The sequence below is a fragment of the Cedecea sp. B1(4) genome, from assembly GCF_059414925.1.
In genome coordinates, this window is sequence record NZ_JCAHMZ010000004.1 from 344,374 (window position 1) to 368,444 (window position 24,071).

Here is a 24,071-nt window from a genome sequence, read left to right on the forward strand (position 1 = left end):
ATTTATCACGAGATTTTTTCATGATCTGGATAGATTACGCCATCATTGCGGTTATCGGTTTTTCTTGTCTGGTAAGCGTAATACGTGGGTTTGTGAAGGAAGCGTTATCGCTTGTGACCTGGGGATGTGCTTTCTTTGTCGCCAGTCATTACTACACTTATCTGTCAGTCTGGTTCACTGGCTTTGAAGACGAACTGGTACGTAATGGGATAGCTATCGCGGTGCTGTTTATCGCGACGCTGATTGTCGGTGCGATAGTCAATTATGTGATTAGCGCGCTGGTGCAAAAAACCGGCCTGTCGGGTACAGACAGGGTGTTGGGGATCTGCTTTGGCGCCTTGCGTGGCGTACTGATCGTCTCCGCCATTCTGTTCTTCCTGGATACCTTTACCGGTTTTTCAAAAAGCGATGACTGGCAAAAGTCGCAGCTTATCCCGCAATTCAGTTTCATCATCAGATGGTTCTTTGACTATCTGCAAAGCTCGTCAAGTTTCTTGCCCCGCTAATCGTAGCGGGGGGTGTGGCTTAATGAGGAAAAGACAACATGTGCGGTATTGTCGGTATCGCCGGTTTCATGCCGGTAAACCAGTCGATTTATGATGCGTTAACGGTGCTTCAGCACCGTGGCCAGGATGCCGCAGGCATCGTCACCATCGACGCGTTAAATTGCTTCCGTCTGCGTAAAGCGAATGGCCTGGTGAGCGATGTGTTTGAAGCCCGTCACATGCAGCGTCTGCAGGGGAATATGGGTATTGGCCACGTGCGTTACCCCACCGCCGGCAGTTCCAGCGCTTCTGAAGCTCAGCCTTTCTACGTCAACTCGCCTTACGGGATTACGCTGGCGCATAACGGTAATCTGACCAATGCCCACGAGCTGCGCAAAAAGCTGTTTGAAGAAAAGCGCCGCCACATTAACACCACCTCTGATTCTGAAATCCTGCTCAATATCTTCGCCAGCGAGCTGGATAGCTTCCGCCATTATCCGCTGGAAGCAGACAACATTTTTGCCGCTATCGCCGCCACTAACCGCCAGATTCGCGGCGCTTACGCCTGCGTGGCGATGATTATCGGCCACGGCATGGTTGCCTTCCGCGACCCGAACGGCATCCGCCCGCTGGTGATCGGCAAACGCGATCTGGGCGATGGCCGCACCGAATACATGGTGGCCTCCGAGAGCGTGGCGCTGGACACTCTGGGCTTTGAATTCCTGCGTGATATCGCGCCGGGCGAAGCAGTTTACATTACCGAGAAAGGCCAGCTGTTCACCCGCCAGTGCGCCGACAACCCGGTCAGCAATCCTTGCCTGTTCGAGTACGTCTATTTTGCTCGCCCGGACTCCTTCATCGACAAGATCTCCGTTTACAGCGCGCGCGTTGAGATGGGTAAAAAACTTGGCGAGAAAATTGCCCGCGAATGGGAAGACCTGGATATCGACGTGGTCATTCCGATTCCAGAAACCTCTTGCGATATCGCACTGGAAATCGCCCGCATTCTTGAGAAACCGTACCGCCAAGGGTTTGTGAAAAACCGCTACGTGGGCCGCACGTTCATCATGCCTGGTCAGCAGCTGCGCCGTAAATCCGTGCGCCGCAAGCTGAACGCCAACCGCGCTGAATTCCGCGATAAGAACGTGCTGCTGATAGATGACTCCATCGTGCGCGGCACCACCTCTGAGCAGATTATCGAGATGGCGCGTGAAGCTGGAGCCAAAAAAGTTTACCTGGCATCCGCTGCACCGGAAATTCGCTTCCCTAACGTGTACGGCATCGACATGCCAAGCGCCAATGAGCTGATTGCTCACGGCCGCGAAGTGGATGAAATTCGCCAGATCATCGGCGCTGACGGCCTGATTTTCCAGGATCTGGACGATCTGATCGAAGCGGTACGCGTGGAAAACCCGGACATCACCCAGTTCGAATGCTCCGTCTTTAACGGCATCTACGTGACGAAAGACGTTGACCACAAATACCTGCAGTATCTCGAATCTTTGCGTAACGACGACTCTAAAGCGCTGGCGCGTCAGAACGAAGCGGAAAACTTAGAGATGCACAACGAAGGCTAAGCTAAGCCGCCCTCGTTTACAGGCCCACGGTTTACCCCGTGGGCTTTTTTATGCCCGATGCACAGAGAGACAAATTGTGGTTGGTTTTTCATTCTATCATTCCATTACTTTATGGAATGATAGATGGAAGAGTGAATGTCAGACATTACGAGTCAAAATGCCTCCTGGGCCACGCTGCTTAGCGGCCATAACGGGCTGCGATCCCTGGCACTCGCCGGCGGTGTGGCGCTGCATGCCATTAATATTTATATCGTCACCACGATTTTGCCGACCGTCATTCAGGAGATTGGCGGCCTGGCCTGGTATGCGTGGAACACCACGCTCTTTGTCGCCGCGTCGATTGTAGGCTCCGCCGTCTCTGCGAAGCTGATTGCGCGGCAGGGCGCGGCGATGGCCTACCTGTCGGCCCTGCTGATGTTTTCCTGCGGGGCGGTAATCTGCGCGCTGGCACCCTCCATGCCGGTCATGCTCCTGGGGAGAGTGGTGCAGGGACTCGGAGGTGGTGTGTTGTTTGCGCTGAGCTACGCGCTGATCCGCGTCGCCTTTGAGGCTCCGCTATGGTCCCGGGCTATGGCGCTGGTTTCCGGCATGTGGGGTATCGCAACCCTATGCGGCCCGGCGATCGGCGGTGTTTTCGCGGAGATCGGCGAATGGCGCCTTGCGTTTTGGGCGTTGCTGCCGATAGCCGCCGTGCTTGCCCTGATTGTGATGGTGCAATTTAGGAGCATGTCGAAGCCTGAAGCCGGTGAGGCACGATTGCCCGTACTTACCATCTCACTGTTGGTCCTGTCTGTGCTAGCCATTTCCCTCGCCGGGCTGGGCGGCTCTTTGGCCCTGAATATCTCCGGAATAGCTGTTGGTCTGGGGCTAGGGTGGCTCATCGCTCGCCTGGACAGCAGGCCGGAGGCGGCAAAATTGCTGCCTCGCGGCGCTTATTCCCCGACGCGCGGTATTGGCCTGCTTTATGCGATGATGGCGCTGCTGGTCATTGGCCTGACGACGGAAATTTACGTGCCATACTTTCTGCAGCTCATCCATCTATTCAGCCCGTTGTCTGCCGGTTATTTGACGGCAATGATGGCCGGTGGCTGGACGCTGGCGGCGCTTTGTAGCGCTTCAGTCAGTTCAAAAATGTCGCAGCGGATAATCTGCGTCGGGCCGCTGGTGGTGCTTGTGTCGTTGGTCACGCTGTCCATTATTATGCCGACACCTTTTAACGGCCCGGCGGGCGTGGTTGCCTGCGGTACGGCGCTGGCGGGCGTTGGGTTCGGGATTGGTCTTGCCTGGCCTCATCTTTTAACGAAGGTATTTCAGGCGGCACCGCCCGGGGAAGAAACGCTGGCGTCCGCCTCCATTACTACCGTGCAGCTTTACGCGACGGCGCTCGCCGCCGCCCTGGCCGGGGTTATTACTAACGGGGCCGGCATCACCTCACCCGGAGGGGTTGAAGGGGCCAGCGCGGCCAGTATGGCGTTGTTTGGGGTCTTCGCTTTGGCGCCGGCCGGTGCGACGCTTTTAGCAATACGCCTGAGTCGGCAGGCCAGGTGATATCTGTCACTTTAGGGGCGGCAATGCTAACATCGGCGGCGTTTGGCGGATAACGGGCAGCGTGGATGAAAAAAGTGATGGGGAGCCCGCAGGGCCAACTAGAAATACTGGCAGGTCTTGCTCGCGCGATGGCGCATCCCCATCGTCTTGCCTTGCTGGAGGCTGTTTTTCAGCACGAAAGTTCAGTTGAGCAACTGGCAGAGACAACCGGCCTTTCCGTGACCAATACCTCCCAGCATTTACAGCAGCTCAGGCGGGCCGGGTTCGTACAGTCGCGGCGCGTCGGGAAGCAGGTTTTTTACCGCGAAGGCGAAGGGCCGGTGGCAAACGTGCTCTCAGCTCTGCACAATTTTAATACCTGGCAGCACAGCGAAATGCAGCGCGTTGCGACGGAGAGTCTCTACAACCCGCAGCGGCTGGAGGGGGTTTCCATTGAAGCGCTGCTGGCCAGGCTGGAGCAGGGCGCGTTGTTGCTGGATGTTCGCTCCGCGGAAGATTATTCCGCCGGCCATATCCCCGGTGCGCTGAATATTCCGCTGGAGAAGCTGGAGCAGCACCTGTCTGATTTACCTCGCGACAGGGATATTCTGGCCTACTGCGGCGGGCGTTTCTGCGTACTTTCCAGACAGGCAGTGGCGTTTCTGCGCCAGAAAGACTTTATGGTGCAGCGCGTGGATGATGGTTTTCCTGGCTGGCAGGCGGCCGGGTTGCGAGTTGAGTCGAAATGGTCATCCTGAAAGGGTGAGAAAAGGTGATGAATGAAACGACTGATTGTCGGTATTTCCGGCGCCAGCGGCGCCATTTACGGGGTGCGTTTACTGCAAATCCTGCAGCAGCTGCCGGAGGTAGAAAGCCACCTGGTGATGAGCAACGCGGCGCGTCAGACGCTGGCGCTGGAGACCGATTACTCACTGCGCGATGTTCAGGCGCTGGCAGATGTCGTGCATGATTCTCGTGATATTGCCGCCAGCATCTCCTCTGGTTCGTTTAAGACCATGGGGATGGCGGTGCTGCCGTGCTCGATTAAAACGCTGTCCGGCATCGTACACAGCTATACGGACGGGCTGCTGACCCGTGCGGCGGACGTGGTGCTTAAAGAGCGTCGCCCGCTGGTGCTTTGCATTCGCGAAACGCCGTTGCACCTCGGGCACCTGCGCCTGATGACCCAGGCGTCCGAGCTGGGCGCGGTGATCATGCCGCCGGTGCCGGCGTTTTATCATCGCCCGCAAACGCTGCAGGATATTGTCGACCAGACTGTCAACCGGGTGCTGGATCAGTTTGACCTTGAGCTGCCCGAAGACCTGTTCGTTCGCTGGGGTGAACACAAGTAATGCACTGCTGCGGTGCATCACAAAATGATTGCCTCATTATGGGGCAATTCTGCAACGCCGATCGCTTTTAGAAGATTTAATCCTCGAAAACCGCCTTCCCCTCTAGTCCCGCTTCCCAGACCTGCTATCTTTCAAACTAGCGCGAAGTTGCAACGTTTTATTAACATAAATCAGCGGCTTTTTTCCACGCAGGGAAAAGTGGCATGAGAACTGCAACTCTCCGTATGCAAAGGCATTACCACACAACAAGACATCACAAATAAGAAAGCCAAACTTGAGGGTATCGTATGAAGAAGTCGGTTCTTGCACTGTCTTTACTGCTCGGCCTGTCCAGCGCAGCCAGCGTGTTTGCAGCGATTCCGCAAAACGTCCGCATTGGTACCGACGCGACCTACGCGCCATTCTCTTCGAAAGACGCGAAAGGCGATTTTGTTGGGTTTGATATCGATCTGGGTAACGAACTTTGCAAGCGCATTCAGACCAAATGTACCTGGGTTGGCAGCGACTTTGATTCCCTGATCCCGTCGCTGAAAGCGAAGAAAATTGACGCCATTATATCGTCTCTGTCGATCACCGAAAAACGCCAGCAGGAGATCCTTTTCTCCAACAAGCTGTACGCGGCGGATTCCCGCCTGATCGCGGCCAAAGGCTCCCCGATTCAGCCGACGCTCGAATCGCTGAAAGGCAAGCACGTTGGGGTGCTGCAGGGCTCCATTCAGGAGACCTACGGCAACGCTGAATGGCGCCCGAAAGGCGTTGATGTGGTGGCCTACGCCAACCAGGATTTGATTTACTCTGACCTCGCTGCGGGGCGCCTGGATGCCGCATTCCAGGACGAAGTCGCCGGGAGCGAAGGCTTCCTGAAACAGCCTGCCGGGAAAGATTATGCCTTTGCCGGTCCGTCCGTGAAGGACAAGAAGTACTTTGGCGACGGGACCGGGATCGGCCTGCGTAAAGATGACACTGAGCTGAAGGCCGCATTCGACAAAGCGCTGGCCGAAATGCGTAAAGACGGGACTTACGACAAACTGGCGAAAAAGTACTTCGACTTTAATGTTTACGGCGAATAAGTTTATCCCTTAGTCTGTAGCCCGGTTTTGAATATATTCTTAACCGGGCAGGATAACTATGCAGTGGTGCGGCCTCGTTCCGGCTGCACCTTTATGGTGCGAAAACGGTTTATTCGCAACGTGTTGCGTAAGTTTTCCCTGTTTGTAGTGGGTGTGAGCCTTAAGTAACGGACAGTCTATTGAGGATAATTATGAAAAAGCTGGTTTTGTCTCTTTCTCTGGTGCTGGCGTTTTCCAGCGTGACCACAGCATTCGCTGCCATTCCGAAAAATCTGCGGATTGGTACGGACCCAACTTATGCGCCATTTGAATCCAAAAATGCTCAGGGCCAGCTGATCGGTTTTGACATCGATTTGGCGAAAGAACTCTGCAAGCGCATTAACACCCAATGTACCTTCGTTGAAAACCCATTGGATGCGCTGATCCCGTCGCTGAAAGCGAAGAAGATCGACGCCATCATGTCTTCGTTGTCCATCACCGAGAAGCGCCAGCAGGAAATCGCGTTTACCGACAAGTTGTACGCGGCAGATTCTCGCCTGGTGGTGGCAAAAGGTTCCCCGATCCAGCCGACCATTGAGTCGCTGAAAGGCAAACGCGTTGGCGTGCTGCAGGGGACGACTCAGGAAACCTACGGCAACGAGCACTGGGCGCCAAAAGGCATCGAAATTGTCTCCTATCAGGGGCAGGATTCCATTTATGCCGACCTGGCTGCCGGACGTATTGACGCCGCCTTCCAGGATGAAGTTGCCGCCAGCGAAGGGTTCCTGAAGCAGCCGGTGGGCAAAAACTATCAGTTCGGTGGCCCGTCCATCAAAGACGACAAGCTGTTTGGCGTGGGGACCGGCATGGGCCTGCGTAAAGAAGATAACGAACTGCGTGAGGCGCTGAATAAGGCGTTTGCGGAGATGCGTAAAGACGGCACCTACGACAAGTTAGCGAAGCCGTACTTTGATTTTAATGTGTATGGTGAATAAGCCTTACCGGTGATAAAGGCCCCGCGTCAGACGGGGCCCAATAAGTAGCAGCAAACACTGACGACAGGATACGCACCATGTTGTATGGCTTTTCCGAAGTAATTTTCAAAGGGGCTCTGGTTACGCTTGAGCTGGCGCTCGCCTCGGTTGTCCTTTCCGTGCTGATTGGGCTTGCCGGTGCTGGCGCAAAACTGTCCAAAAATCGCCCGCTCGCTTTGCTGTTCGAAGGCTACACTACGCTGATTCGTGGCGTGCCGGATCTGGTGCTGATGCTGTTAATTTTTTACGGGCTGCAGATGTTGCTCAACAGCATTACCGACGCGTTGGGGATGGCGCAGTTTGATATCGACCCAATGATCGCTGGTATCATCACGCTTGGTTTTATCTACGGGGCTTATTTCACCGAAACCTTCCGTGGTGCCTATCTTGCCGTGCCGAAAGGCCATATTGAGGCGGCTACCGCTTTTGGCTTTACCGGCTCACAAACTTTCCGCCGTATTCTGTTCCCGGCCATGATGCGCTATGCGCTACCGGGTATAGGCAACAACTGGCAGGTTATTCTGAAAGCCACCGCGCTGGTTTCTCTGCTTGGCCTGGAAGACGTGGTGAAAGCCACGCAGCTCGCCGGGAAAAGCACCTGGCAGCCATTCTACTTCGCGATTGTCGCCGGGATTATCTACCTGGTCTTTACCACGGTTTCAAACGGAGTGCTGCTCTGGCTTGAACGCCGCTATTCCGTTGGCGTGAAGAGGGCCGAGCTATGATCGATATTATTCACGACTACTGGCAGTCGCTGCTGTGGACGGACGGTTACCGCTATACGGGCGTCGCCATTACGCTTTGGCTTCTGATTACGTCCGTGGTGATGGGCGGGATTCTGGCGCTATTCCTCGCCATCGGGCGCGTGTCCAGCAATAAATTTATTTCGTTCCCCATCTGGCTCTTTACCTACGTATTTCGCGGCACGCCGCTCTACGTACAGTTGCTGGTGTTCTATTCCGGCATGTACACGCTGGAGATAGTGAAAGGGACGGAGCTGCTGAACGCGTTCTTCCGCAGCGGCCTGAACTGTACCGTGCTGGCGCTGACGCTCAACACCTGTGCCTACACCACGGAGATTTTCGCCGGTGCTATTCGCTCGGTTCCGCATGGTGACATTGAGGCGGCGCGCGCTTACGGCTTCTCAAAAGTCAAAATGTACCGCTGTATTATTCTGCCGTCCGCGCTGCGTATTGCGCTGCCGGCCTACAGCAACGAAGTGATCCTGATGCTGCACTCTACGGCGCTGGCGTTTACCGCCACGGTGCCGGATCTGCTCAAGATTGCCCGTGATATCAACTCCGCAACCTACCAGCCGTTTACCGCGTTTGGTATCGCGGCCGTGCTGTATTTGATTATCTCTTATGTGCTGATTAGCCTGTTCCGCAAAGCGGAAAAACGCTGGCTGCAGCACGTTAAACCCGCTTCGCACTGAGTGACTTCTGATGGCTGAAATTAAATTAAACGTAACGGATCTGCACAAACGCTACGGCGAACATGAAGTGCTCAAAGGGGTGTCTCTGAAGGCTAACGCCGGGGATGTGATCAGCATTATCGGTTCATCTGGCTCGGGCAAAAGTACCTTTTTGCGCTGCATAAACTTCCTTGAAAAACCCAGCGAAGGCACGATTGTGGTCAGCAACCAGAACATCAATCTGGTGCGGGACAAAGACGGCCAGCTCAAAGTGGCCGACAAAAACCAACTGCGTCTGCTGCGCACTCGCCTGACGATGGTGTTCCAGCACTTCAACCTGTGGAGCCACATGACGGTGCTGGAAAACGTGATGGAAGCGCCTATTCAGGTGCTCGGACTGAGCAAGCAGGAATCAAAAGAGCGGGCGATTAAGTACCTGGCTAAAGTCGGCATCGACGAACGTCAGTACGTTAAATACCCGGTGCATCTGTCCGGCGGCCAGCAGCAGCGTGTTTCCATCGCCCGCGCGCTGGCGATGGAGCCGGAAGTGCTGCTGTTTGATGAACCCACTTCGGCGCTCGACCCGGAGCTGGTGGGAGAAGTCCTGCGCATTATGCAGAAGCTGGCGGAAGAGGGTAAAACCATGGTCGTGGTCACCCACGAAATGGACTTCGCCCGGCATGTCTCCAGCCACGTTATCTTCCTGCATCAGGGGCGCATTGAAGAAGAAGGCCCCCCGGCAGAGCTGTTTGGCAGCCCAAAAAGCGCCCGTCTGCAGCAGTTCCTCTCAGGATCGCTGAAGTAACCCCTCTCCCTAACACTCTCCCAATCGAAGTGGGCATTTACTGTTTTCCCCCTCTCCCTTTGGGAGAGGGCCGGGGTGAATAACCCCTCACTTCTCAGCCAACAACCTTACCGCCGTACTCTCATCCGTCACTAGGCCTGACATCCAGCGACCGGTCAATGCTGCTTTGATGGCGGCAAATTTTCGCGCTCCACCGGAAAAAGCGATGATCTTACGCGGGTTATCGCTTTGCAGCGGCACGCTGGTCAGCAGAGCATCCAGCTCGCTGTAAACGCGCTGGCCACCGTGGTCAAAGAAATGCCCCAGCATTTCACCGGCAACGCCCTGGCGGTGCAGCATGTTGACCTGGTCGTCGGTAATAAAACCTTCGGCGTTCAGCGGGCAGCCGATGTCCACCTCACCAACGCCGAGAAACGCAACGTTAGCCGTCAGCGCCCGGTCGGTTACTCGCTGGTACACTTTATGCCGGCACCACATGTCGCGGTCTTCTTCGCTGTCGGCGTACAGAGGGGCGGGGATGAAATAATATTTGCCCTGCATTTTTTCCGCCATTTTTAGCGGCATGTCATAGCGCGTACCCGAGTCATCGCGCGCAATCGCCCCAATCATTGAGACGCAGTGGTGCTGCGGGCGTTCGATCCACGGCAGCACGTCGATGATTGAGCGCAGCGTTTTGCCGGAGCCAATGCCGAAAACCTGCGGCTGCTCGTCGGCGATAAACTGCGACATGACTTCGGCACCTTCCACCGCCAGCATCTGCTGGATGGCTTCGTCATCCAGCCCTTCCGAGGGCACTACGCGGCAGATTTCCAGGCCGAAACGCGCCTGGACTTGCTGAGCCAGCTTCAGGCAGCGGGCGACCGGATGGGCAATTTTTACCGTTACCATACCCTGCTCGCGTGCGGAAGAAACCAGCCGCTGAGCGACCTGACGGGAAATGCCCAGTTCGCGGGCAATATCCTGCTGCGTCATACCCGCCACGTAATACATCCAGGCAACGCGTGCGGCTTGCTCTTGTTTTTTCTCTTCTCTGCTCATGGCGACACCTTATGACTCTTTGAAACACATCTTACTCCGCGCGCGTTTTGTTGGTAATTGGGCAAAAGTCATTTTTATGGGCAAATGTTGTCTGTGTGAGTTTGATCTCAGAAAGACGGCACCTGCCGCAACTAGACTATAACAAACGGGCAAATGCCCATAAAAATAACAAATGCTTAATTCTGAGGTGAATCATGACGACGAAATCGGTATGGATGCATATTGGCGCAGGCTCTTTCCACCGTGCCCATCAGGCGTGGTATCTCAATCAGCTGCGCGAGCAGGGCGATGACGACTGGAGTATTTCGCTGGGCAATATCCGTAATGATGCCGGTGAGCTGCTGAGTCAACTGGCGGCGCAGCACGGCGAATACGTGCTTGAAACCGTTACCCCGGAAGGCGAGCGTGCCTACGAAAAGATCTCTTCTATCCGCAAAGTACTGCCGTGGGATAAAGAGATTACTGCCCTGGTTGAAGAGGGCGCCAAAGCGTCGACCCGCGTGATCGCCTTCACCGTGACTGAAGCCGGGTATTACCTTACTCCTCAACATGAGCTCGACGTTAATCAGGCGGACGTCAAAGCCGACCTGGCCGGAGGCATTACTACGCTGTACGGCGCGCTGAGCCGTATTTTGCATCAGCGTATGAGCAGCGGCGGTGAGCCGGTAACGCTGCTTAACTGCGATAACCTGCGCCACAACGGAGAACGCTTCCGCCACGGTTTTCTGTCGTTCCTGAAGGTGAAGGGCGACCACGCGCTGTTTGACTGGGTGACCACCCACACCGTGTCGCCTAATACCATGGTTGACCGTATTACTCCTCGCCCTACTGCGGATATTGCCCCACGGGTGAAAGTGGCTACAGGGTTCGACGATAAGGTGCCGGTGATGGGGGAGTCCTTTATCCAGTGGGTTATTGAGGATGATTTTATTAACGGCCGTCCGTCGTTAGAGAACGTTGGCGTCGAAATGGTGAAATCGGTGCTGCCGTATGAAGAAGCAAAAATCCGCATTCTGAATGCCAGTCATAGCTGTATTGCCTGGGCGGGGACGCTGACCGGGCTGAACTACATCGATGAAAGCACCGTGCAGCAGCCGATTAGGCAGATGGCGTGGGATTACGTCACGGAGGATGTCATTCCTTCGCTGTCGCCGAGCCCGCTGGACCTGGCCGGGTATCGTGACGTTGTGCTGGCCCGCTTTAGCAATCCCTATATCAAAGACACCAACCAGCGCGTGGCGGCCGACGGCCTGTCCAAGATCCCTGGCTTTATTACCCCGACGCTGATTGAGTGCTATCAGCGAGGTGAAGAGCCTGCGGCAACGGCGGTTCTGCCCGCACTGTTCTTCCTCTTCCTGCAGCGCTGGGCGCAAGGTCAACTGCCTTACGAGTACCAGGATGGCGTCATGCAGGACGACGCGATTCGGGCTTTATTCAATACTCCTGAGCCGCTCAAAGCCTTTGTCAGCGACGAAACTTTGTTTGCTGAACTCGCACATTCCTCCGCTTTCCATGAGCTGATGGCGCGGACGGTCGCTTGCCTTGAGGCGTGGATCAAGTCTCCGCAATCGCCTTTGGCAGCTGCTTAAGGAGGCGCTATGTATCTTGGCATCGATATCGGCACCTCTGAACTAAAGGCTTTGCTGATTGACGGGCAGGGCGAAATTTTAGGCTCTGCTCACGCGGCCTTAACCGTTCAGCGCCCGCATCCGCACTGGGCGGAGCAGGATCCTGAGGCCTGGTGGCAGGCGACGCAGCAGGTGGTCTCTACGCTGCGTCAGCAAATACCTGATGCCTGGGCGAAAATTCGCGCTATTGGCTTGTCCGGGCAGATGCACGGCGCGGTGCTGCTGGACGACCAGGGAAAAGTGCTGCGCCCCTGCATTCTGTGGAACGACACGCGCAGCGCCGAACAATGCGCTCGGCTCACGGCAGAACACCCTGAATTTCTGACCATCAGCGGCAACCTGGTGATGCCCGGTTTTACCGCCCCAAAGCTACGCTGGGTGGCGGAGCACGAGCCGGAAATCTTTTCCCGCGTGGATAAGGTGCTGCTGCCGAAAGACTACCTGCGCTGGCGGCTGAGCGGCGCGTTCGTTTCTGACCCGTCGGACGCTGCCGGAACGCTGTGGCTGGACGTGGCAAAGCGTGACTGGTCAGACAAACTGCTGGCGGCGACCGGACTAACCCGCAGCCAGATGCCGCGCCTGGTAGAGGGCAGCGAAGTCAGCGCCGTTTTACGTTCCGCCCTGGCGACCGAGTGGGGGCTTAGCTCCGGCGTCAACATCGCCGGTGGCGGTGGCGATAATGCTACCTCGGCCGTGGGCGTTGGCGCGGTGAACAGCGGCGATGCGTTTATTTCGCTCGGCACGTCTGGCGTTATCTTCGTGGTAAACGACGAGCTGCAAACCCGCCCTGAATCCGGCGTGCATGCTTTTTGCCACGCTCTACCTCAGCGCTGGCACCAGATGAGCGTGATGCTCAGTGCCGCCAGCTGCCTGCGCTGGGTGTGCAATCTGCTGTCGGTCACCGAAAGCCAGCTTATGGAGGAAATGGCAGGCCTGAGCGACGAGCAGAAAAAGCATGCGCCTGTTTTCCTGCCTTACCTGTCAGGGGAGCGCACGCCGCATAACGATGCTCACGCCATGGGGAGTTTCTTCGCGCTCAACCATGAAACCAGCCGTGCCTTACTGGGGTATTCGGTGATTGAGGGCGTGACTTTTGGCCTGGCGGACGGCATGGCGGTGCTGGAGACGACCCGCAGCCAGATTACCCAATGCAGCCTGACCGGCGGAGGGGCGCGTAGCGCTATCTGGGCGCAGCTGATTGCCGACGTGCTGGATGTGCCGATTGTGACCCATCCGGCGAGTTCCTCCGGAGCGCTTGGTGCTGCTCGCCTTGGCTGGTTGGCCGACGGCGGCGTAGAAGAAGTTGTTTGCCGCAAGCCTCCTGTTCAACAGCGCTTCACGCCGCGTAAAAGCCTGCAAAGTGTGCTGCAGCAGCGGTTGTCCGTGTTCCATCTGCTTTACCAACAACAAAAAGCCGCTCGTAAGCTGCTGCCCTGACGGCCCTTCCGGCGGCCATTCTGCCGCCGGAAACCCCTGTACCCGTGAACGAGGAAGAGTGTGATGCAATCTAAACACTACTGGTTTGGTTTACCTAAACATCTGCTGTGGGGATTTGTCGCGATCGCTATTTTTATGAGCGGCGATGGTTTCGAGATGGCGTTTTTGTCTAAACACATTACCGACATGGGCTTTACGCCCGCGGAATCGGCGATGGTGTTTACTCTGTATGGCCTTGCGGCAGGTCTGGCGGCCTGGGCTTCCGGCGTAGTCGCTGAGCTTATCACCCCGCAAAAAGCAATGCTGATTGGTTTTGTGACCTGGGTCGTGATGCACGCATTGTTTATGACGCTTGGCCTCGGGATGCGCAACTACCCGCTGATGCTGCTGTTCTACGGCATTCGCGGTCTGGCTTATCCGCTGTTTATCTATTCCTTCATGCTGATGCTGGTGCAGGTAGTACCGCGCGAGAGACTGGCGGCGGCAACGGGCTGGTTCTGGGCGATGTACTCTATCGGTATCGGCGTGGTGGGGAGCTATCTGCCCAGCCTGACTATTCCGGCATTTGGCGAAACGGGGACGCTGTGGATGGCCATTGCCTGGGTAACGGGCGGGGGGCTTATTGCCTTCTTCAGCCTGCGTAATGTGCCGGTTGACCGTTCGCGGGTTAATCTGCCGCTGAAAGAGAAAATGACGGAGATGTCGCGGGCGGTGACGATTCTGTTCAGCAACCGTGACGTGTTTTACGCTTGTCTTATCCGCATTATTAACACGCTGTCGCTGTTTGGCTTCGCGATAGTGATGCCGCTGCTGTTTGTTGACCGCCTCGGCTTCACGATTTCTGAATGGCTGCAAATCTGGGCGGTGTTCTTCTTTGTCACCATTTTCACCAATATCTTTTGGGGAATTATGGGGGAGTACATCGGTTGGATCCGCCAGGTGCGCTGGTTTGGCTGTTTAGGTATGGCGATCTCCAGCCTGACGTTTTATTACCTGCCGGTGTGGGTGGGGCATAACTTCTGGGTCGCGCTGATCCCGGCGGTTATGCTCGGGACTTTTGTCGCGGCGTTTGTGCCGATGACGGCGGTATTTCCTACACTGGAGCCGCATCACCGTGGCGCGGCTATTTCCATCTATAACCTGTCGGCGGGGATGAGCAACTTTGTGGCACCGGCTATTGCGTCACTGATCCTGCCGTTCTTCGACATTGTGGGCGTCGTTTGGGCTTATACCGGGCTGTATCTCTTCGCGGGCGTGCTGACGTTTATTATCAAAGTTCCGCAGCCGAAACGAGTGAAGAATAAAGCTGGTGCGGGGGAAATGAACGCGGTAGAGCAGTAAAATGAAAAGCCGGGGATAAGCCCGGCTTTTTGCCGTTAGCGAATCACATCCGCCAGCGCCTCATCTAAGTCGAACCAGCGGAAGCCAAAGCCGGATTCCTCAAGGCGTTTAGGCAGCGCCCGCTGCCCGCCGAGCACTAACACGGAAGATTCCCCCATCAGCAGGCGAATGGCCGTGGCCGGAGCGCGAAGTATCGCCGGGCGTTTGAGCGTGTGGCCCAGGGCGTGAGAAAACTGTTCGTTGCGAACCGGGTAAGGGGAAACCATATTAAACGGACCGCGCAGGTCGTTATCCAGCAGCCAAAGGATGCCGTTCACCATATCGTCGATGTGGATCCACGCCAGATACTGGCGGCCATTGCCAATGGGGCCGCCCAGCCCCAGCCGGAAAAGCGGCAGCATTTTGGCCAGAATTCCGCCTTTGGGGGCTAATACAACGCCAGTGCGTAACAGGCAAACTCGGGTAGCTTCACTTTGCGCGCCGCAGGCAATTTGCTCCCAGCGGGCGCAAAGCTTGTGGGTGAATTCGTTGTGGGGAGGTTCGTCTTCGGTGACGACCACTTCGCCAAGGTCACCGTAATAGCCGGTGGCTGACCCGGAAATGAAAACTTTGGGCGGCAGTTGGCTGGCCTTAAACAGCTCGACCAGCCGCTCGGTGATTTGCCAGCGGCTCTGGCACAGGCGCTGTTTATGCTCCTCGCTCCAGCGTTTATCGGCGATAGGCTCTCCGGCCAGGTTGATGACCGCGTCAAAGGCGTCGAGATTCTGTAAGCCGTCGAGCCCTTTGAGCAGCGCGACACGATTATCCAGCCGCTTGCGGGTCTTCTCCGGCGAACGTGTGACGACCGAAACAGCATGGCCCAGCTCGAGCAGGCGAGCTGTCAGGTGGCGGCCAATCAGCCCGCTGCCGCCGGTAATCAGGATCTCCATACTTTCCTCCCACCTGGACGCGCTTATCGCCGCCAGCTCAGGGTCATGGATACCGAGTCGGCATAGCGAAGCGCGTGAAGTTTATCGATCTCTACTTCAGCATATGTCACCCACGGGTGGGCGCATGCGATGTTCAGCACATCCTGAGTTAATTTTTCCAGCAGGGAGAAGCGGTTATTCTCAACCAACTGGATGATGTCTTTGGTCACGGTGCGGTAGTTCAGCGCGTCGTTGATGTCTTCGCTCTCCCTGGCTTTGCCCGCAGGGTAGTGGAGGGCGACGTTAATCACCACATCCTGCCTGTTGGCGATCTCTTCTTCTTTGATACCAATAAAAGTCCGCAGGCGCAGGTTTTTAATGCGAATAATGGCGTCTGGTTGCATGGATGACATTGCAGGTTCCTTATTAGTCTTTTCCCGCCACAGGATACACCAGCGCGGGAAAAAACCTGAACCAGGGATTACGCCTTCTCCGCCCGCTGATAAGCCTTCACGGTGGCAGGCCGGGTGCGGATCCGCTCAAACCAGTTTCTTACCGCCGGGAAATTGGCGAGGTCAACGCGCTGGCGCTCATGGGACACCACCCAGGGATAAGTCGCGATGTCCGCAATGCTGTAATCATGGCCGCCAAGCCACGGGGCCTTCTCCAGCTGTTTGTTGAGTACACCATAAAGGCGCTGAGTTTCAACCTGGTAGCGCTCGATAGCATAAGGGACGGGCTGCGGAGCAAAGTGGTTGAAATGGTGATTCTGGCCCAGAATCGGGCCGAAGCCGCCGACCTGCCAGAAAAGCCACTGCAGCGTGGCATGGCGGGCGCGCAGTTCTTTACTGAGGAGTAACCCGGTTTTGTCCGCCAGATAAAGCAAAATTTCGCCGGACTCAAAGAGACTTAAAGGCTCGCCGCCGTCGGCCGGTTTGTTATCCACGATGGCAGGAATTTTGTTATTCGGCGAGATAGCCAAAAAATCCGGGCGAAACTGTTCGCCTTTGCCGATATCGACTCGGTGGATTTTGTACTCCAGGCCGGCTTCTTCCAGAAACAGGGTAATTTTATGGCCGTTTGGGGTAGGCGCATAATAAAGTTCGATCATGGTCACTCCAGGGGTTAGTCCATTTTGGCAAATGTTTCGAGTATAGAAGTTTTTGCTATTTCTGCACCGCAATGGTGCGTTTTAAGCGGATGACAAAACGCTTTTTTCGCTCTATGTTCAATAACCTGTCGCGCGAATAAGTGAGGATATGATGAGCCAGCCTGCCATTGCGTTGTGGACCGATAGCCAGTGTTTCAGCCCCTATGTGCTTTCCGTTTTTGTTGCGCTGAAAGAAAAAGGGCTCGCCTTTTCTCTGCAAACCATCGACCTCGCCAGCGGCCAGAATTTAAAGCCGGGCTGGAAGGGTTTTGATCTGACTCGCCGCGTGCCGGTGCTGGCGGTTGGCGATTTTGTGCTCAGCGAATCCTCCGCCATTGATGAATATCTGGAAGAGCGTTTTGCGCCGCCGACGTGGGAACGCATTTATCCTCATGACATTGAAAAACGCGCCCGGGCGCGGCAGGTGCAGGCGTGGCTGCGCAGCGACTTAATGCCCATTCGGGAAGAGCGCTCCACGGCCGTGGTCTTTGCCGGCGAGAAGAAACCGGCGCTAAGCCCGGCGGGCCAACAGGCTGCAGAGAAGTTAATCGCTACCGCACAGCATTTGCTCCCCGCAGGGCAGCAAAATTTATTTGGTGAATGGTCTATCGCCGACACCGACCTGGCGCTGATGCTCAACCGTCTGATCCTGAACGGGGATGAAGTGCCTGAGCGGCTGAAAGAGTATGCCAGCTTCCAGTGGCGGCGCGCGTCGGTGCAGCTTTGGCTGGCACAGTCGGCCAAAAACGCAGGCTGATAGCGGGCGGGGAATTCGTTATCATTGGCGGATTGTCATTACTGGAGCCAGGGATAAATGAAACTGATGTTTGCTTCGGACCTTCACGGTTCGCTCCCCGCCACGGAAAAAGTCCTGGAACGTTTCGCACACAGCGGCGCGAAATGGCTGGTTATTCTGGGCGACTTACTGAATCACGGCCCTCGGAACGCGTTGCCCGAAGGCTATAATCCTCCGGCGGTGGCGCAGTGCCTGAATAGCGTTGCCGATAAGATTATTGCGGTGCGCGGAAACTGCGACAGCGAAGTGGACCAGATGCTGCTCCAGTTTCCGATTACCGCACCCTGGCAGCAGGTTTTGCTGGCGCAGCAGCGGCTTTTTCTAACCCACGGGCATCTTTATCATCCTGGGCATTTGCCGCCGCTGTCCGCTGGCGATGTTCTGATTTTCGGCCATACGCATCTTCCGGTTGCAGAAAAGCACGAACAGATCTATTTGTTTAATCCAGGCTCTGTCAGCATACCGAAGGGCGGTTTTGAGGCCAGTTACGGGATGCTGGATGATGGCGTTCTGACCGTTCGCACGCTGGAGAGTGATGGGGTTATTGCACAGGTGCGTATTACCCCGTAACGTTGACAGGTTAATCCAATAACGCGCCGTAAGAGCGCCCCTGAATAAGGTTTCCCTGATGGTGGAACAGAGTCATTTTGTCGGCACGGAATGGGTAGATATTGTTAATGAGGACAATGAGGTCATCGCACAGGCAAGCCGCGAGCAAATGCGTGCGCAGCGGCTGCGTCATCGCGCGACCTATATTGTTGTTCACGATGGTATGGGCAAAATTCTGGTGCAGCGTCGCACCGAAATTAAAGACTTCATGCCGGGCATGCTGGATGCTACCGCAGGCGGCGTAGTACAGGCGGATGAACAAATGCTCGAGTCGGCTCGCCGCGAGGCGGAAGAAGAGCTGGGCATTGCCGGCGTACCGTTCGCGGAACACGGGCAGTTCTACTTCGAAGACGATAGCTGCCGCGTATGGGGCGGACTCTTTAGCTGCGTGTCCCACGGGCCTTTCGCGCTGCAGGAAGAAGAAGTCAGCGAAGTGAGCTGGATGTCCCCGGAAGAGATCACCGCGCGCTGCGACGAATTTACCCCTGATTCGCTGAAGGCGCTGGCGCTGTGGATGACCCGCAACGCCAAAAACGAGTCACAAAGCGAAGAAAGCGAGTAATTATTGGCCCTCACCCCGATCCTTTTCCAGCGAGAAGGGGACCAGGGTGAGGGAAAATCAGCAACTGTCCCGCATACACAGCGATGACGCGATAGTCGGGCTTCTGTCCCATTCTTCTTCGTTAATTCTTGCCAACAGCGCTCGCCCGGCTTCAATCCCAATCTTACGATGTGGTACTGCAATGGTGGTCAGCGCTGGCTGACACACGCGGCTCACGTCGCTGTCGCCAAACCCGACGATGGCTAGGTCGTCAGGAACTTTGATGCGCCTGCGCTGGCATTCGTACAGCGCGCCACAGGCCAGCTCATCCGACACGCAGACTAGCGCGTCCAGCTCCGGCCAGGCCAGCAAAAATTCGGGTAGCTGCGCTGCCCCGGTGGAGAAGTTCGGCGGCGCGGCAGCGTTGATCACCCTGTTGGGCGACATATGGTGGCGCAGCATCGCTTTGTACCAGCCTTGAAGGTGCTGCTGGAAAATCCACTGCTCCTGGTTCGCGCACAGTAGCCCGATATTCTGATAGCCACGTTGGATGAGCATTTCCGTCAGTTCAAACATGGCGGCGACGTTATCAATGCCGATGTTCATGTCCAGCGGATCGGCGCGGGTGGCACCGATTTCGAGCACAGGAATGCTGGCGTGTTTCAGCCAGCCTCGCACCGTGTCGCTGTGTTCCACGCTCAGTAGGATCGCCGCGGCAATATTGGACGCCAGTAGGGTTTCCAGCAGCTTCTCTTCCTGCTCCAGCCGGTGCTGGGATTCTGCCAGGACTATCTGATACCCCGCAGGCTGCAGCACCTGCTGCAGGCCGGCAAACATTTCACTGCAGCCGGATTCTGCCAGGCTTGGGACCACCATTGCAATGGTGTACGAGGAGGCGGAGGCCAGTGCGCTTGCCGCAAGGTTGGGCATGTAACCCAGCTCGGAAACCGCCGCTTCGATTTTTTCGCGTAATTTGTCGGAAACCTGCTCCGGGGTTCTTAGCGCTCGCGAAACGGTCATAGTACCGACTCCGGCGAGCTGAGCCACATCTGCAAGCGTCACCTTACCGGTACTTCGCCGCTTTCGGGTTATGGACATTGTGATTCCTGATTCTCGACCTGAAAAACGCCAGGCTGACGTTGGCCCCTGAAAAAGAAGGGGAAATATCGCTCAAGTATACGCCTGAAATCGTGCGTCTTAATGCGATTTAACACAATGATTGCAATTTGATAGCGCTATCACAAAATCGAGTGATAGTTATTGGTAGCGCTATCTTTGTGATATCAATCACAGTTAAACCCAGGGCCGTTGAATAAAGTTTGCCCATCATCAATGTCGATTTCGAGAGGTTATCGTGCTCAACCAATGGCTGCATCCGCAGACTATTCAGCTTCAGGACGAGGCCGCAAACTGGCAGCAGGCGCTGGAGATTAGCGCCCGGCCGCTGCTGGACGCGGGGATTATTGCCCCCCATTATCTGACGGCCATTATGCAGCAGCACCAAAAACTCGGGCCGTACTATGTGCTGGCACCGGGCCTGGCGATGCCGCATGCGCGTCCGGAAGAGGGCGCGACCGGGCTTGGTCTGTCACTGCTGAAGCTGAAGCGTGGCGTGAGCTTTTATTCTGAGGGGAACGACCCGGTGGATATCATTATTATGCTGGCGGCCCCGGACAGCCATAGCCATATTGAAATGATTTCTGCGCTCGCTGAGCTATTTTCCAGCGACGAGGACATGGCGTTACTGCATCAGGCCAATAACCTGGAGGAAATACAAAAAATCATTAATCGATTCTAATTTTTTAATTTAACACCATAGGTTTTTACGTTGCATTGAAAAATGCGATGCGCTCTTACTCTACTAAAAATATAAGGTATACAAAATGAAGATAATGGCAATCTGCGGTTCCGGCCTCGGCAGTAGTTTTATGGTCGAAATGAATATTAAAAAGGTGCTTAAAAAACTCAATATTGAGGCGGAAGTCGAACATTCGGATTTATCCTCCGCCACGCCGGACGCAGCGGATGTGTTTGTGATGGCGAAAGACATTGCTGCCAGCGCGCGCCTGCCCGACAGTCAGCTGGTGGTAATCAACAACATCATCGATATCAATGAGCTGGAAAATAAGCTGAGCGCTTATTTTGCGGGTCGTTAATCATAATAATGAGCGGAGGCGGATATGTTTATCCTTGGCACGCTGAATTTTATTGTTGATATTCTGAAAGTCCCGGCCATTCTCGTCGGGCTGATAGCATTAATTGGTCTGGTGGCGCAAAAGAAGTCATTTTCTGATGTGGTGAAAGGCTCAATTAAAACCGTATTGGGTTTTATTGTTTTGGGCGGCGGTGCAACCGTATTAGTAGGGTCTTTGAATCCACTGGGCGGTATGTTTGAGCACGCCTTTAATATCCAGGGCATTATTCCGAATAATGAAGCGATTGTTTCTATCGCACTGGAAAAATACGGGGCATCCACGGCGCTGATCATGGCCTTCGGGATGGTGGCGAACATCATTGTGGCTCGCTTTACCCGCCTGAAGTACATCTTCCTGACCGGGCACCACACGTTCTACATGGCATGCATGATAAGCGTCATCCTGACCGTGGCGGGTTTTGAAGGCGTGGCGCTGGTGTTCACCGGGTCGCTGATCCTCGGGCTGATCATGGCGTTCTTCCCGGCCATTGCGCAGCGCTATATGCGCCGCATCACCGGCACCGATGATATCGGCTTTGGCCACTTCGGTACACTGGGTTACGTCCTGTCCGGCTGGATCGGCAGCAAGTGCGGGAAAGGTTCGCGCTCAACGGAAGAGATGAACTTGCCGAAGAACCTCAGCTTCCTGCGTGACAGTTCAATCTCCATCTCCCTGACCATGATTGTCATCTACATGATCCTCGCGATTTGTGCAGGCCAGGCTTATGTAGAAGAGAAACTCAGCGGCGGCCAGAACTTCCTGGTTTACTCCATTATTCAGGCGATTACCTTTGCGGCCGGGGTGTTCATCATCCTGCAGGGCGTGCGCTTGATTCTGGCGGAAATCGTCCCGGCGTTTACCGGTTTCTCTGAGAAGCTGGTACCTAATGCACGTCCGGCGCTGGACTGCCCGGTGGTTTACCCTTATGCGCCGAATGCCGTGCTGGTGGGCTTTCTGTTCAGCTTCCTCGGCGGGCTGGTGGGCTTGTTCCTTTTGGGGCAGATGAAGCTGGTGCTGATTTTGCCGGGCGTGGTGCCTCACTTCTTTACCGGGGCGACAGCGGGCGTGTTTGGTAACGCTACCGGCGGCCGTCGCGGCGCGATGGTGGGGGCTTTTGCCAACGGGCTGCTGATCACCTTCTTGCCGGTCTTACTGCTGCCTGTTCTTGGCGCGCTGGGCTTCGCCAACACAACCTTCTCCGACGCTGATTTTGGCGTGGTGGGGATTATCCTCGGCAACCTTGCACGCTTCCTGTCACCTGCGGCGATTACCGCAGTAGTGGTCGCCGTGTTTGCGGTACTGGTCGGGTTCAACTATCTGGGCAAAGGAAAAGGCACTCCTGCCGTACATACTGAAGACAATACGGGGGCTAAATAATGAATGAACTGGCTGACGTCACGCGGTTTGCGCGCGACATCCGGGTAGAGACGCTGAAAGCGCTCACCCAACTGGGGTTTGGCCATTACGGCGGCAGCATGTCGGTAGTCGAGACGCTCGCGGTGCTGTACGGCGACGTGATGAATATCGATCCGGGCGACCCTGACTGGGCTGAACGCGACTACTTTGTGCTGTCGAAGGGGCATGCTGGCCCGGCGCTGTACAGCACGCTGGCGCTGAAAGGGTATTTTCCTGTGGAGCAGTTGGCCACGCTAAACCAGAACGGTACCAGCCTGCCCAGCCACCCCGATCGTCTGAAAACGCGCGGTGTGGATGCGACCACCGGTTCGTTAGGGCAAGGGATTTCGATTGCTGCCGGCATGGCGCTGTCCCACAAACTGGCGCAGCGTCGCAACCGGGTCTTCAGCATTGTCGGCGACGGTGAGCTGAACGAGGGGCAGTGCTGGGAGGCTTTCCAGTTTATTGCTCATCACCGTCTTAACAATCTGACGGTCTTTGTGGACTGGAACAAACAGCAACTGGACGGCGAGCTGGACGAAATCATCTGTGCTTTCGATCTGGCAGAGAAGTTTAGCGCTTTCGGGTTTGACGTGGTGCAGGTGAAAGGCGATGACATTTCCGGTTTACTGGCGGCGGTGAAACCCGTTCGCGGCGGCGAACAGCGCCCTTTGCTGGTGATCCTCGACAGCATTAAAGGGCAGGGGGTGCCGTACCTTGAGCAACTGGGGAACTCCCACCATCTCCGCCTGACGGAACAGTCAAAACAGGCGCTGGAGCAGGCCATCGCGCAACTGGAGGCGGCACATGATTAAGGTAAGTCAGAGCGGCGGCCAGGACGCCGTTGAAATGCGTAAAGTCTACGCCGGGTTTGTTCAGCAGCAGATTGGCCAAAGCAGCGGGATCATCGCGCTGGAAGCTGACCTGATGAGTTCGATGGCAATGGATGGCGTGCAGCGAGATAACCCGCAGCATGTGATTAACTGCGGCATCATGGAAGCTAACGTGATTGGCGTGGCGGCCGGGCTGTCGCTGACCGGCCGAAAGCCGTTCGTCCACACCTTTACCGCCTTCGCCAGCCGCCGCTGCTTTGACCAGCTGTTTATGTCGCTGGATTACCAGCGGAATAACGTCAAGGTGATTGCTTCCGACGCCGGGGTGACGGCCTGCCATAACGGTGGAACCCATATGTCGTTTGAAGATATGGGCATTGTTCGTGGGCTGGCGCATTCTGTTGTGCTGGAAGTGACGGATGCGGTGATGTTTAAAGACATTCTGCGTCAGCTGATCGAGCTGGAAGGCTTCTACTGGGTGCGGACTATTCGCAAGCAGGCGGCAACGGTTTATGAGGCAGATTCAACCTTCACCATCGGCAAAGGTAATGTGCTGCGTGAGGGAACGGATATCACGCTAATCGCCAACGGAATTATGGTTGCGGAAGCGTTGAAAGCGGCTCAGCAGCTGGAGCAGGAAGGGGTTAGCGCGGCGGTCATCGACATGTTTACCCTCAAGCCTATCGACCGCATGCTGGTGAAGAACTACGCCGAAAAAACAGGCCGAATTGTGACCTGTGAAAACCACAGTATTCACAACGGGCTGGGGTCAGCGGTGGCGGAAGTGCTGGTGGAAACCTGTCCGGTACCGATGCGCAGAGTGGGTGTGAAGGAACGTTATGGCCAGGTTGGAACCCAGGACTTCCTGCAGGAGGAGTATGGCCTGACGGCAGCAGATATTGTGAAAGCAGCGAAAGAGTTGCTATAGCGGCCAAAGGTGATAGAAAAAGAAAAGGC

General features: G+C 55.8%; 26 protein-coding genes. 21 read left to right on the forward strand and 5 right to left on the reverse strand.

What is annotated here, in order from left to right:
• Positions 1-20: 20 nt before the first annotated feature.
• The 10 genes from cvpA to hisP all read left to right on the forward strand — a co-directional run bounded on the left by cvpA (position 21) and on the right by hisP (position 9,243).
• On the forward strand, positions 21-506 hold the full coding sequence (gene cvpA / locus ACR6JA_RS11255) for a colicin V production protein (RefSeq protein WP_008459721.1): 486 nt from the start codon (positions 21-23) through the stop codon (positions 504-506).
• A 38-nt stretch (positions 507-544) separates the two neighbouring features.
• Positions 545-2,062 carry an amidophosphoribosyltransferase gene (gene purF, locus ACR6JA_RS11260; protein WP_213712825.1) on the forward strand — a complete coding sequence of 506 codons (1,518 nt, stop codon included), beginning with the start codon at positions 545-547 and terminating at the stop codon, positions 2,060-2,062.
• A 135-nt stretch (positions 2,063-2,197) separates the two neighbouring features.
• On the forward strand, positions 2,198-3,610 hold the full coding sequence (locus ACR6JA_RS11265; RefSeq protein WP_494492778.1) for an MFS transporter: 1,413 nt from the start codon (positions 2,198-2,200) through the stop codon (positions 3,608-3,610).
• A gap of 65 nt (positions 3,611-3,675) precedes the next feature.
• On the forward strand, positions 3,676-4,347 hold the full coding sequence (locus tag ACR6JA_RS11270) for an ArsR/SmtB family transcription factor (RefSeq protein WP_166862568.1): 672 nt from the start codon (positions 3,676-3,678) through the stop codon (positions 4,345-4,347).
• Between the two features lie 21 nt (positions 4,348-4,368).
• Positions 4,369-4,941, forward strand: a complete 573-nt coding sequence (locus ACR6JA_RS11275) for a UbiX family flavin prenyltransferase (protein ID WP_039305142.1) — start codon at positions 4,369-4,371, stop codon at positions 4,939-4,941.
• Positions 4,942-5,228: 287 nt separating this feature from the next.
• Positions 5,229-6,011, forward strand: a complete 783-nt coding sequence (argT, locus tag ACR6JA_RS11280) for a lysine/arginine/ornithine ABC transporter substrate-binding protein ArgT (protein ID WP_039295568.1) — start codon at positions 5,229-5,231, stop codon at positions 6,009-6,011.
• 191 nt (positions 6,012-6,202) lie between these two features.
• The gene (gene hisJ, locus ACR6JA_RS11285) at positions 6,203-6,985 is read left to right on the forward strand and encodes a histidine ABC transporter substrate-binding protein HisJ (RefSeq protein WP_039295567.1); all 783 of its coding nucleotides are present in this window, start codon (positions 6,203-6,205) and stop codon (positions 6,983-6,985) included.
• 77 nt (positions 6,986-7,062) lie between these two features.
• Positions 7,063-7,749 (forward strand): histidine ABC transporter permease HisQ, encoded by a 687-nt coding sequence (locus ACR6JA_RS11290; RefSeq protein ID WP_008459735.1) that lies wholly within the window; start codon positions 7,063-7,065, stop codon positions 7,747-7,749.
• The gene (locus tag ACR6JA_RS11295; protein ID WP_045783321.1) at positions 7,746-8,459 is read left to right on the forward strand and encodes an ABC transporter permease; all 714 of its coding nucleotides are present in this window, start codon (positions 7,746-7,748) and stop codon (positions 8,457-8,459) included. Before ACR6JA_RS11290 ends, ACR6JA_RS11295 begins: the two co-directional genes overlap by 4 nt.
• Positions 8,460-8,469: 10 nt before the next feature.
• Positions 8,470-9,243 (forward strand): histidine ABC transporter ATP-binding protein HisP, encoded by a 774-nt coding sequence (gene hisP, locus ACR6JA_RS11300; RefSeq protein WP_008459737.1) that lies wholly within the window; start codon positions 8,470-8,472, stop codon positions 9,241-9,243.
• An 87-nt stretch (positions 9,244-9,330) separates the two neighbouring features.
• Here hisP and ACR6JA_RS11305 read toward each other — a convergent pair whose 3' ends face one another.
• Positions 9,331-10,281, reverse strand: coding sequence for a sugar-binding transcriptional regulator (locus ACR6JA_RS11305; RefSeq protein WP_213712818.1), 951 nt, complete (start codon positions 10,279-10,281; stop codon positions 9,331-9,333).
• 194 nt (positions 10,282-10,475) lie between these two features.
• Between ACR6JA_RS11305 and dalD the strand changes: the two genes are divergently transcribed.
• The 3 genes from dalD to ACR6JA_RS11320 all read left to right on the forward strand — a co-directional run bounded on the left by dalD (position 10,476) and on the right by ACR6JA_RS11320 (position 14,687).
• A complete protein-coding gene (gene dalD / locus ACR6JA_RS11310; RefSeq protein ID WP_494492779.1) occupies positions 10,476-11,870 on the forward strand; it encodes a D-arabinitol 4-dehydrogenase in 1,395 nt (464 codons plus the stop codon).
• A gap of 9 nt (positions 11,871-11,879) precedes the next feature.
• Positions 11,880-13,346, forward strand: a complete 1,467-nt coding sequence (gene xylB, locus ACR6JA_RS11315) for a xylulokinase (protein ID WP_494492780.1) — start codon at positions 11,880-11,882, stop codon at positions 13,344-13,346.
• 63 nt (positions 13,347-13,409) lie between these two features.
• Positions 13,410-14,687: an MFS transporter gene (locus ACR6JA_RS11320; protein ID WP_166862583.1), complete on the forward strand. Its 1,278-nt coding sequence runs from the start codon at positions 13,410-13,412 to the stop codon at positions 14,685-14,687.
• 35 nt (positions 14,688-14,722) lie between these two features.
• Here ACR6JA_RS11320 and ACR6JA_RS11325 read toward each other — a convergent pair whose 3' ends face one another.
• The 3 genes from ACR6JA_RS11325 to yfcG form a co-directional block, all read right to left on the reverse strand.
• Positions 14,723-15,616, reverse strand: coding sequence for a TIGR01777 family oxidoreductase (locus ACR6JA_RS11325; protein WP_494492781.1), 894 nt, complete (start codon positions 15,614-15,616; stop codon positions 14,723-14,725).
• 23 nt (positions 15,617-15,639) lie between these two features.
• The gene (gene folX, locus ACR6JA_RS11330; protein ID WP_192810979.1) at positions 15,640-15,999 is read right to left on the reverse strand and encodes a dihydroneopterin triphosphate 2'-epimerase; all 360 of its coding nucleotides are present in this window, start codon (positions 15,997-15,999) and stop codon (positions 15,640-15,642) included.
• Positions 16,000-16,076: 77 nt separating this feature from the next.
• Positions 16,077-16,706, reverse strand: coding sequence for a GSH-dependent disulfide bond oxidoreductase (gene yfcG, locus ACR6JA_RS11335; protein WP_494492782.1), 630 nt, complete (start codon positions 16,704-16,706; stop codon positions 16,077-16,079).
• A 151-nt stretch (positions 16,707-16,857) separates the two neighbouring features.
• On the opposite strand from yfcG, the gene yfcF reads away from it, so the two are divergent.
• From yfcF to yfcD, 3 genes are read left to right on the forward strand one after another with little or no spacing between them, the layout of a single operon-like run.
• Positions 16,858-17,502 carry a glutathione transferase gene (yfcF, locus tag ACR6JA_RS11340; RefSeq protein WP_494493247.1) on the forward strand — a complete coding sequence of 215 codons (645 nt, stop codon included), beginning with the start codon at positions 16,858-16,860 and terminating at the stop codon, positions 17,500-17,502.
• Between the two features lie 57 nt (positions 17,503-17,559).
• Positions 17,560-18,111: a phosphodiesterase gene (gene yfcE, locus ACR6JA_RS11345; RefSeq protein ID WP_039305107.1), complete on the forward strand. Its 552-nt coding sequence runs from the start codon at positions 17,560-17,562 to the stop codon at positions 18,109-18,111.
• Positions 18,112-18,169: 58 nt separating this feature from the next.
• The gene (gene yfcD, locus ACR6JA_RS11350; RefSeq protein WP_039305105.1) at positions 18,170-18,712 is read left to right on the forward strand and encodes an NUDIX hydrolase YfcD; all 543 of its coding nucleotides are present in this window, start codon (positions 18,170-18,172) and stop codon (positions 18,710-18,712) included.
• Positions 18,713-18,769: 57 nt separating this feature from the next.
• On the opposite strand, the gene ACR6JA_RS11355 is transcribed toward yfcD, so the two are convergent.
• The gene (locus tag ACR6JA_RS11355) at positions 18,770-19,789 is read right to left on the reverse strand and encodes a LacI family DNA-binding transcriptional regulator (RefSeq protein ID WP_494492783.1); all 1,020 of its coding nucleotides are present in this window, start codon (positions 19,787-19,789) and stop codon (positions 18,770-18,772) included.
• A 256-nt stretch (positions 19,790-20,045) separates the two neighbouring features.
• Between ACR6JA_RS11355 and ACR6JA_RS11360 the strand changes: the two genes are divergently transcribed.
• The 5 genes from ACR6JA_RS11360 (at position 20,046) to ACR6JA_RS11380 (ending at position 24,042) form a co-directional block, all read left to right on the forward strand.
• Entirely contained in the window at positions 20,046-20,489 is a 444-nt protein-coding gene (locus ACR6JA_RS11360) for a PTS sugar transporter subunit IIA (RefSeq protein WP_494492784.1), read from the forward strand.
• Between the two features lie 85 nt (positions 20,490-20,574).
• Positions 20,575-20,847 (forward strand): PTS sugar transporter subunit IIB, encoded by a 273-nt coding sequence (locus ACR6JA_RS11365; RefSeq protein ID WP_008459751.1) that lies wholly within the window; start codon positions 20,575-20,577, stop codon positions 20,845-20,847.
• A 24-nt stretch (positions 20,848-20,871) separates the two neighbouring features.
• Positions 20,872-22,263: a PTS ascorbate transporter subunit IIC gene (locus tag ACR6JA_RS11370; protein WP_039295548.1), complete on the forward strand. Its 1,392-nt coding sequence runs from the start codon at positions 20,872-20,874 to the stop codon at positions 22,261-22,263.
• Positions 22,263-23,096 (forward strand): transketolase, encoded by an 834-nt coding sequence (locus ACR6JA_RS11375; protein WP_213712804.1) that lies wholly within the window; start codon positions 22,263-22,265, stop codon positions 23,094-23,096. Before ACR6JA_RS11370 ends, ACR6JA_RS11375 begins: the two co-directional genes overlap by 1 nt.
• On the forward strand, positions 23,089-24,042 hold the full coding sequence (locus ACR6JA_RS11380; protein ID WP_494492785.1) for a transketolase family protein: 954 nt from the start codon (positions 23,089-23,091) through the stop codon (positions 24,040-24,042). Before ACR6JA_RS11375 ends, ACR6JA_RS11380 begins: the two co-directional genes overlap by 8 nt.
• Positions 24,043-24,071: the final 29 nt, after the last annotated feature.

Bases quoted from the DNA above. Each gene is read 5' to 3' on its own strand.
- folX (WP_192810979.1), bottom strand. From the start codon at position 15,999: ATGCAACCAGACGCCATTATTCGCATTAAAAACCTGCGCCTGCGGACT.
- purF (WP_213712825.1), top strand. From the start codon at position 545: ATGTGCGGTATTGTCGGTATCGCCGGTTTCATGCCGGTAAACCAGTCG.
- ACR6JA_RS11355 (WP_494492783.1), bottom strand. From the start codon at position 19,789: ATGTCCATAACCCGAAAGCGGCGAAGTACCGGTAAGGTGACGCTTGCA.
- ACR6JA_RS11290 (WP_008459735.1), top strand. From the start codon at position 7,063: ATGTTGTATGGCTTTTCCGAAGTAATTTTCAAAGGGGCTCTGGTTACG.
- cvpA (WP_008459721.1), top strand. From the start codon at position 21: ATGATCTGGATAGATTACGCCATCATTGCGGTTATCGGTTTTTCTTGT.
- ACR6JA_RS11275 (WP_039305142.1), top strand. From the start codon at position 4,369: ATGAAACGACTGATTGTCGGTATTTCCGGCGCCAGCGGCGCCATTTAC.
- ACR6JA_RS11325 (WP_494492781.1), bottom strand. From the start codon at position 15,616: ATGGAGATCCTGATTACCGGCGGCAGCGGGCTGATTGGCCGCCACCTG.
- ACR6JA_RS11375 (WP_213712804.1), top strand. From the start codon at position 22,263: ATGAATGAACTGGCTGACGTCACGCGGTTTGCGCGCGACATCCGGGTA.
- hisP (WP_008459737.1), top strand. From the start codon at position 8,470: ATGGCTGAAATTAAATTAAACGTAACGGATCTGCACAAACGCTACGGC.
- argT (WP_039295568.1), top strand. From the start codon at position 5,229: ATGAAGAAGTCGGTTCTTGCACTGTCTTTACTGCTCGGCCTGTCCAGC.
- ACR6JA_RS11320 (WP_166862583.1), top strand. From the start codon at position 13,410: ATGCAATCTAAACACTACTGGTTTGGTTTACCTAAACATCTGCTGTGG.
- yfcF (WP_494493247.1), top strand. From the start codon at position 16,858: ATGAGCCAGCCTGCCATTGCGTTGTGGACCGATAGCCAGTGTTTCAGC.
- yfcE (WP_039305107.1), top strand. From the start codon at position 17,560: ATGAAACTGATGTTTGCTTCGGACCTTCACGGTTCGCTCCCCGCCACG.
- ACR6JA_RS11370 (WP_039295548.1), top strand. From the start codon at position 20,872: ATGTTTATCCTTGGCACGCTGAATTTTATTGTTGATATTCTGAAAGTC.
- ACR6JA_RS11295 (WP_045783321.1), top strand. From the start codon at position 7,746: ATGATCGATATTATTCACGACTACTGGCAGTCGCTGCTGTGGACGGAC.
- ACR6JA_RS11265 (WP_494492778.1), top strand. From the start codon at position 2,198: ATGTCAGACATTACGAGTCAAAATGCCTCCTGGGCCACGCTGCTTAGC.
- ACR6JA_RS11270 (WP_166862568.1), top strand. From the start codon at position 3,676: ATGAAAAAAGTGATGGGGAGCCCGCAGGGCCAACTAGAAATACTGGCA.
- xylB (WP_494492780.1), top strand. From the start codon at position 11,880: ATGTATCTTGGCATCGATATCGGCACCTCTGAACTAAAGGCTTTGCTG.
- yfcD (WP_039305105.1), top strand. From the start codon at position 18,170: ATGGTGGAACAGAGTCATTTTGTCGGCACGGAATGGGTAGATATTGTT.
- ACR6JA_RS11365 (WP_008459751.1), top strand. From the start codon at position 20,575: ATGAAGATAATGGCAATCTGCGGTTCCGGCCTCGGCAGTAGTTTTATG.
- ACR6JA_RS11305 (WP_213712818.1), bottom strand. From the start codon at position 10,281: ATGAGCAGAGAAGAGAAAAAACAAGAGCAAGCCGCACGCGTTGCCTGG.
- dalD (WP_494492779.1), top strand. From the start codon at position 10,476: ATGACGACGAAATCGGTATGGATGCATATTGGCGCAGGCTCTTTCCAC.
- hisJ (WP_039295567.1), top strand. From the start codon at position 6,203: ATGAAAAAGCTGGTTTTGTCTCTTTCTCTGGTGCTGGCGTTTTCCAGC.
- yfcG (WP_494492782.1), bottom strand. From the start codon at position 16,706: ATGATCGAACTTTATTATGCGCCTACCCCAAACGGCCATAAAATTACC.
- ACR6JA_RS11380 (WP_494492785.1), top strand. From the start codon at position 23,089: ATGATTAAGGTAAGTCAGAGCGGCGGCCAGGACGCCGTTGAAATGCGT.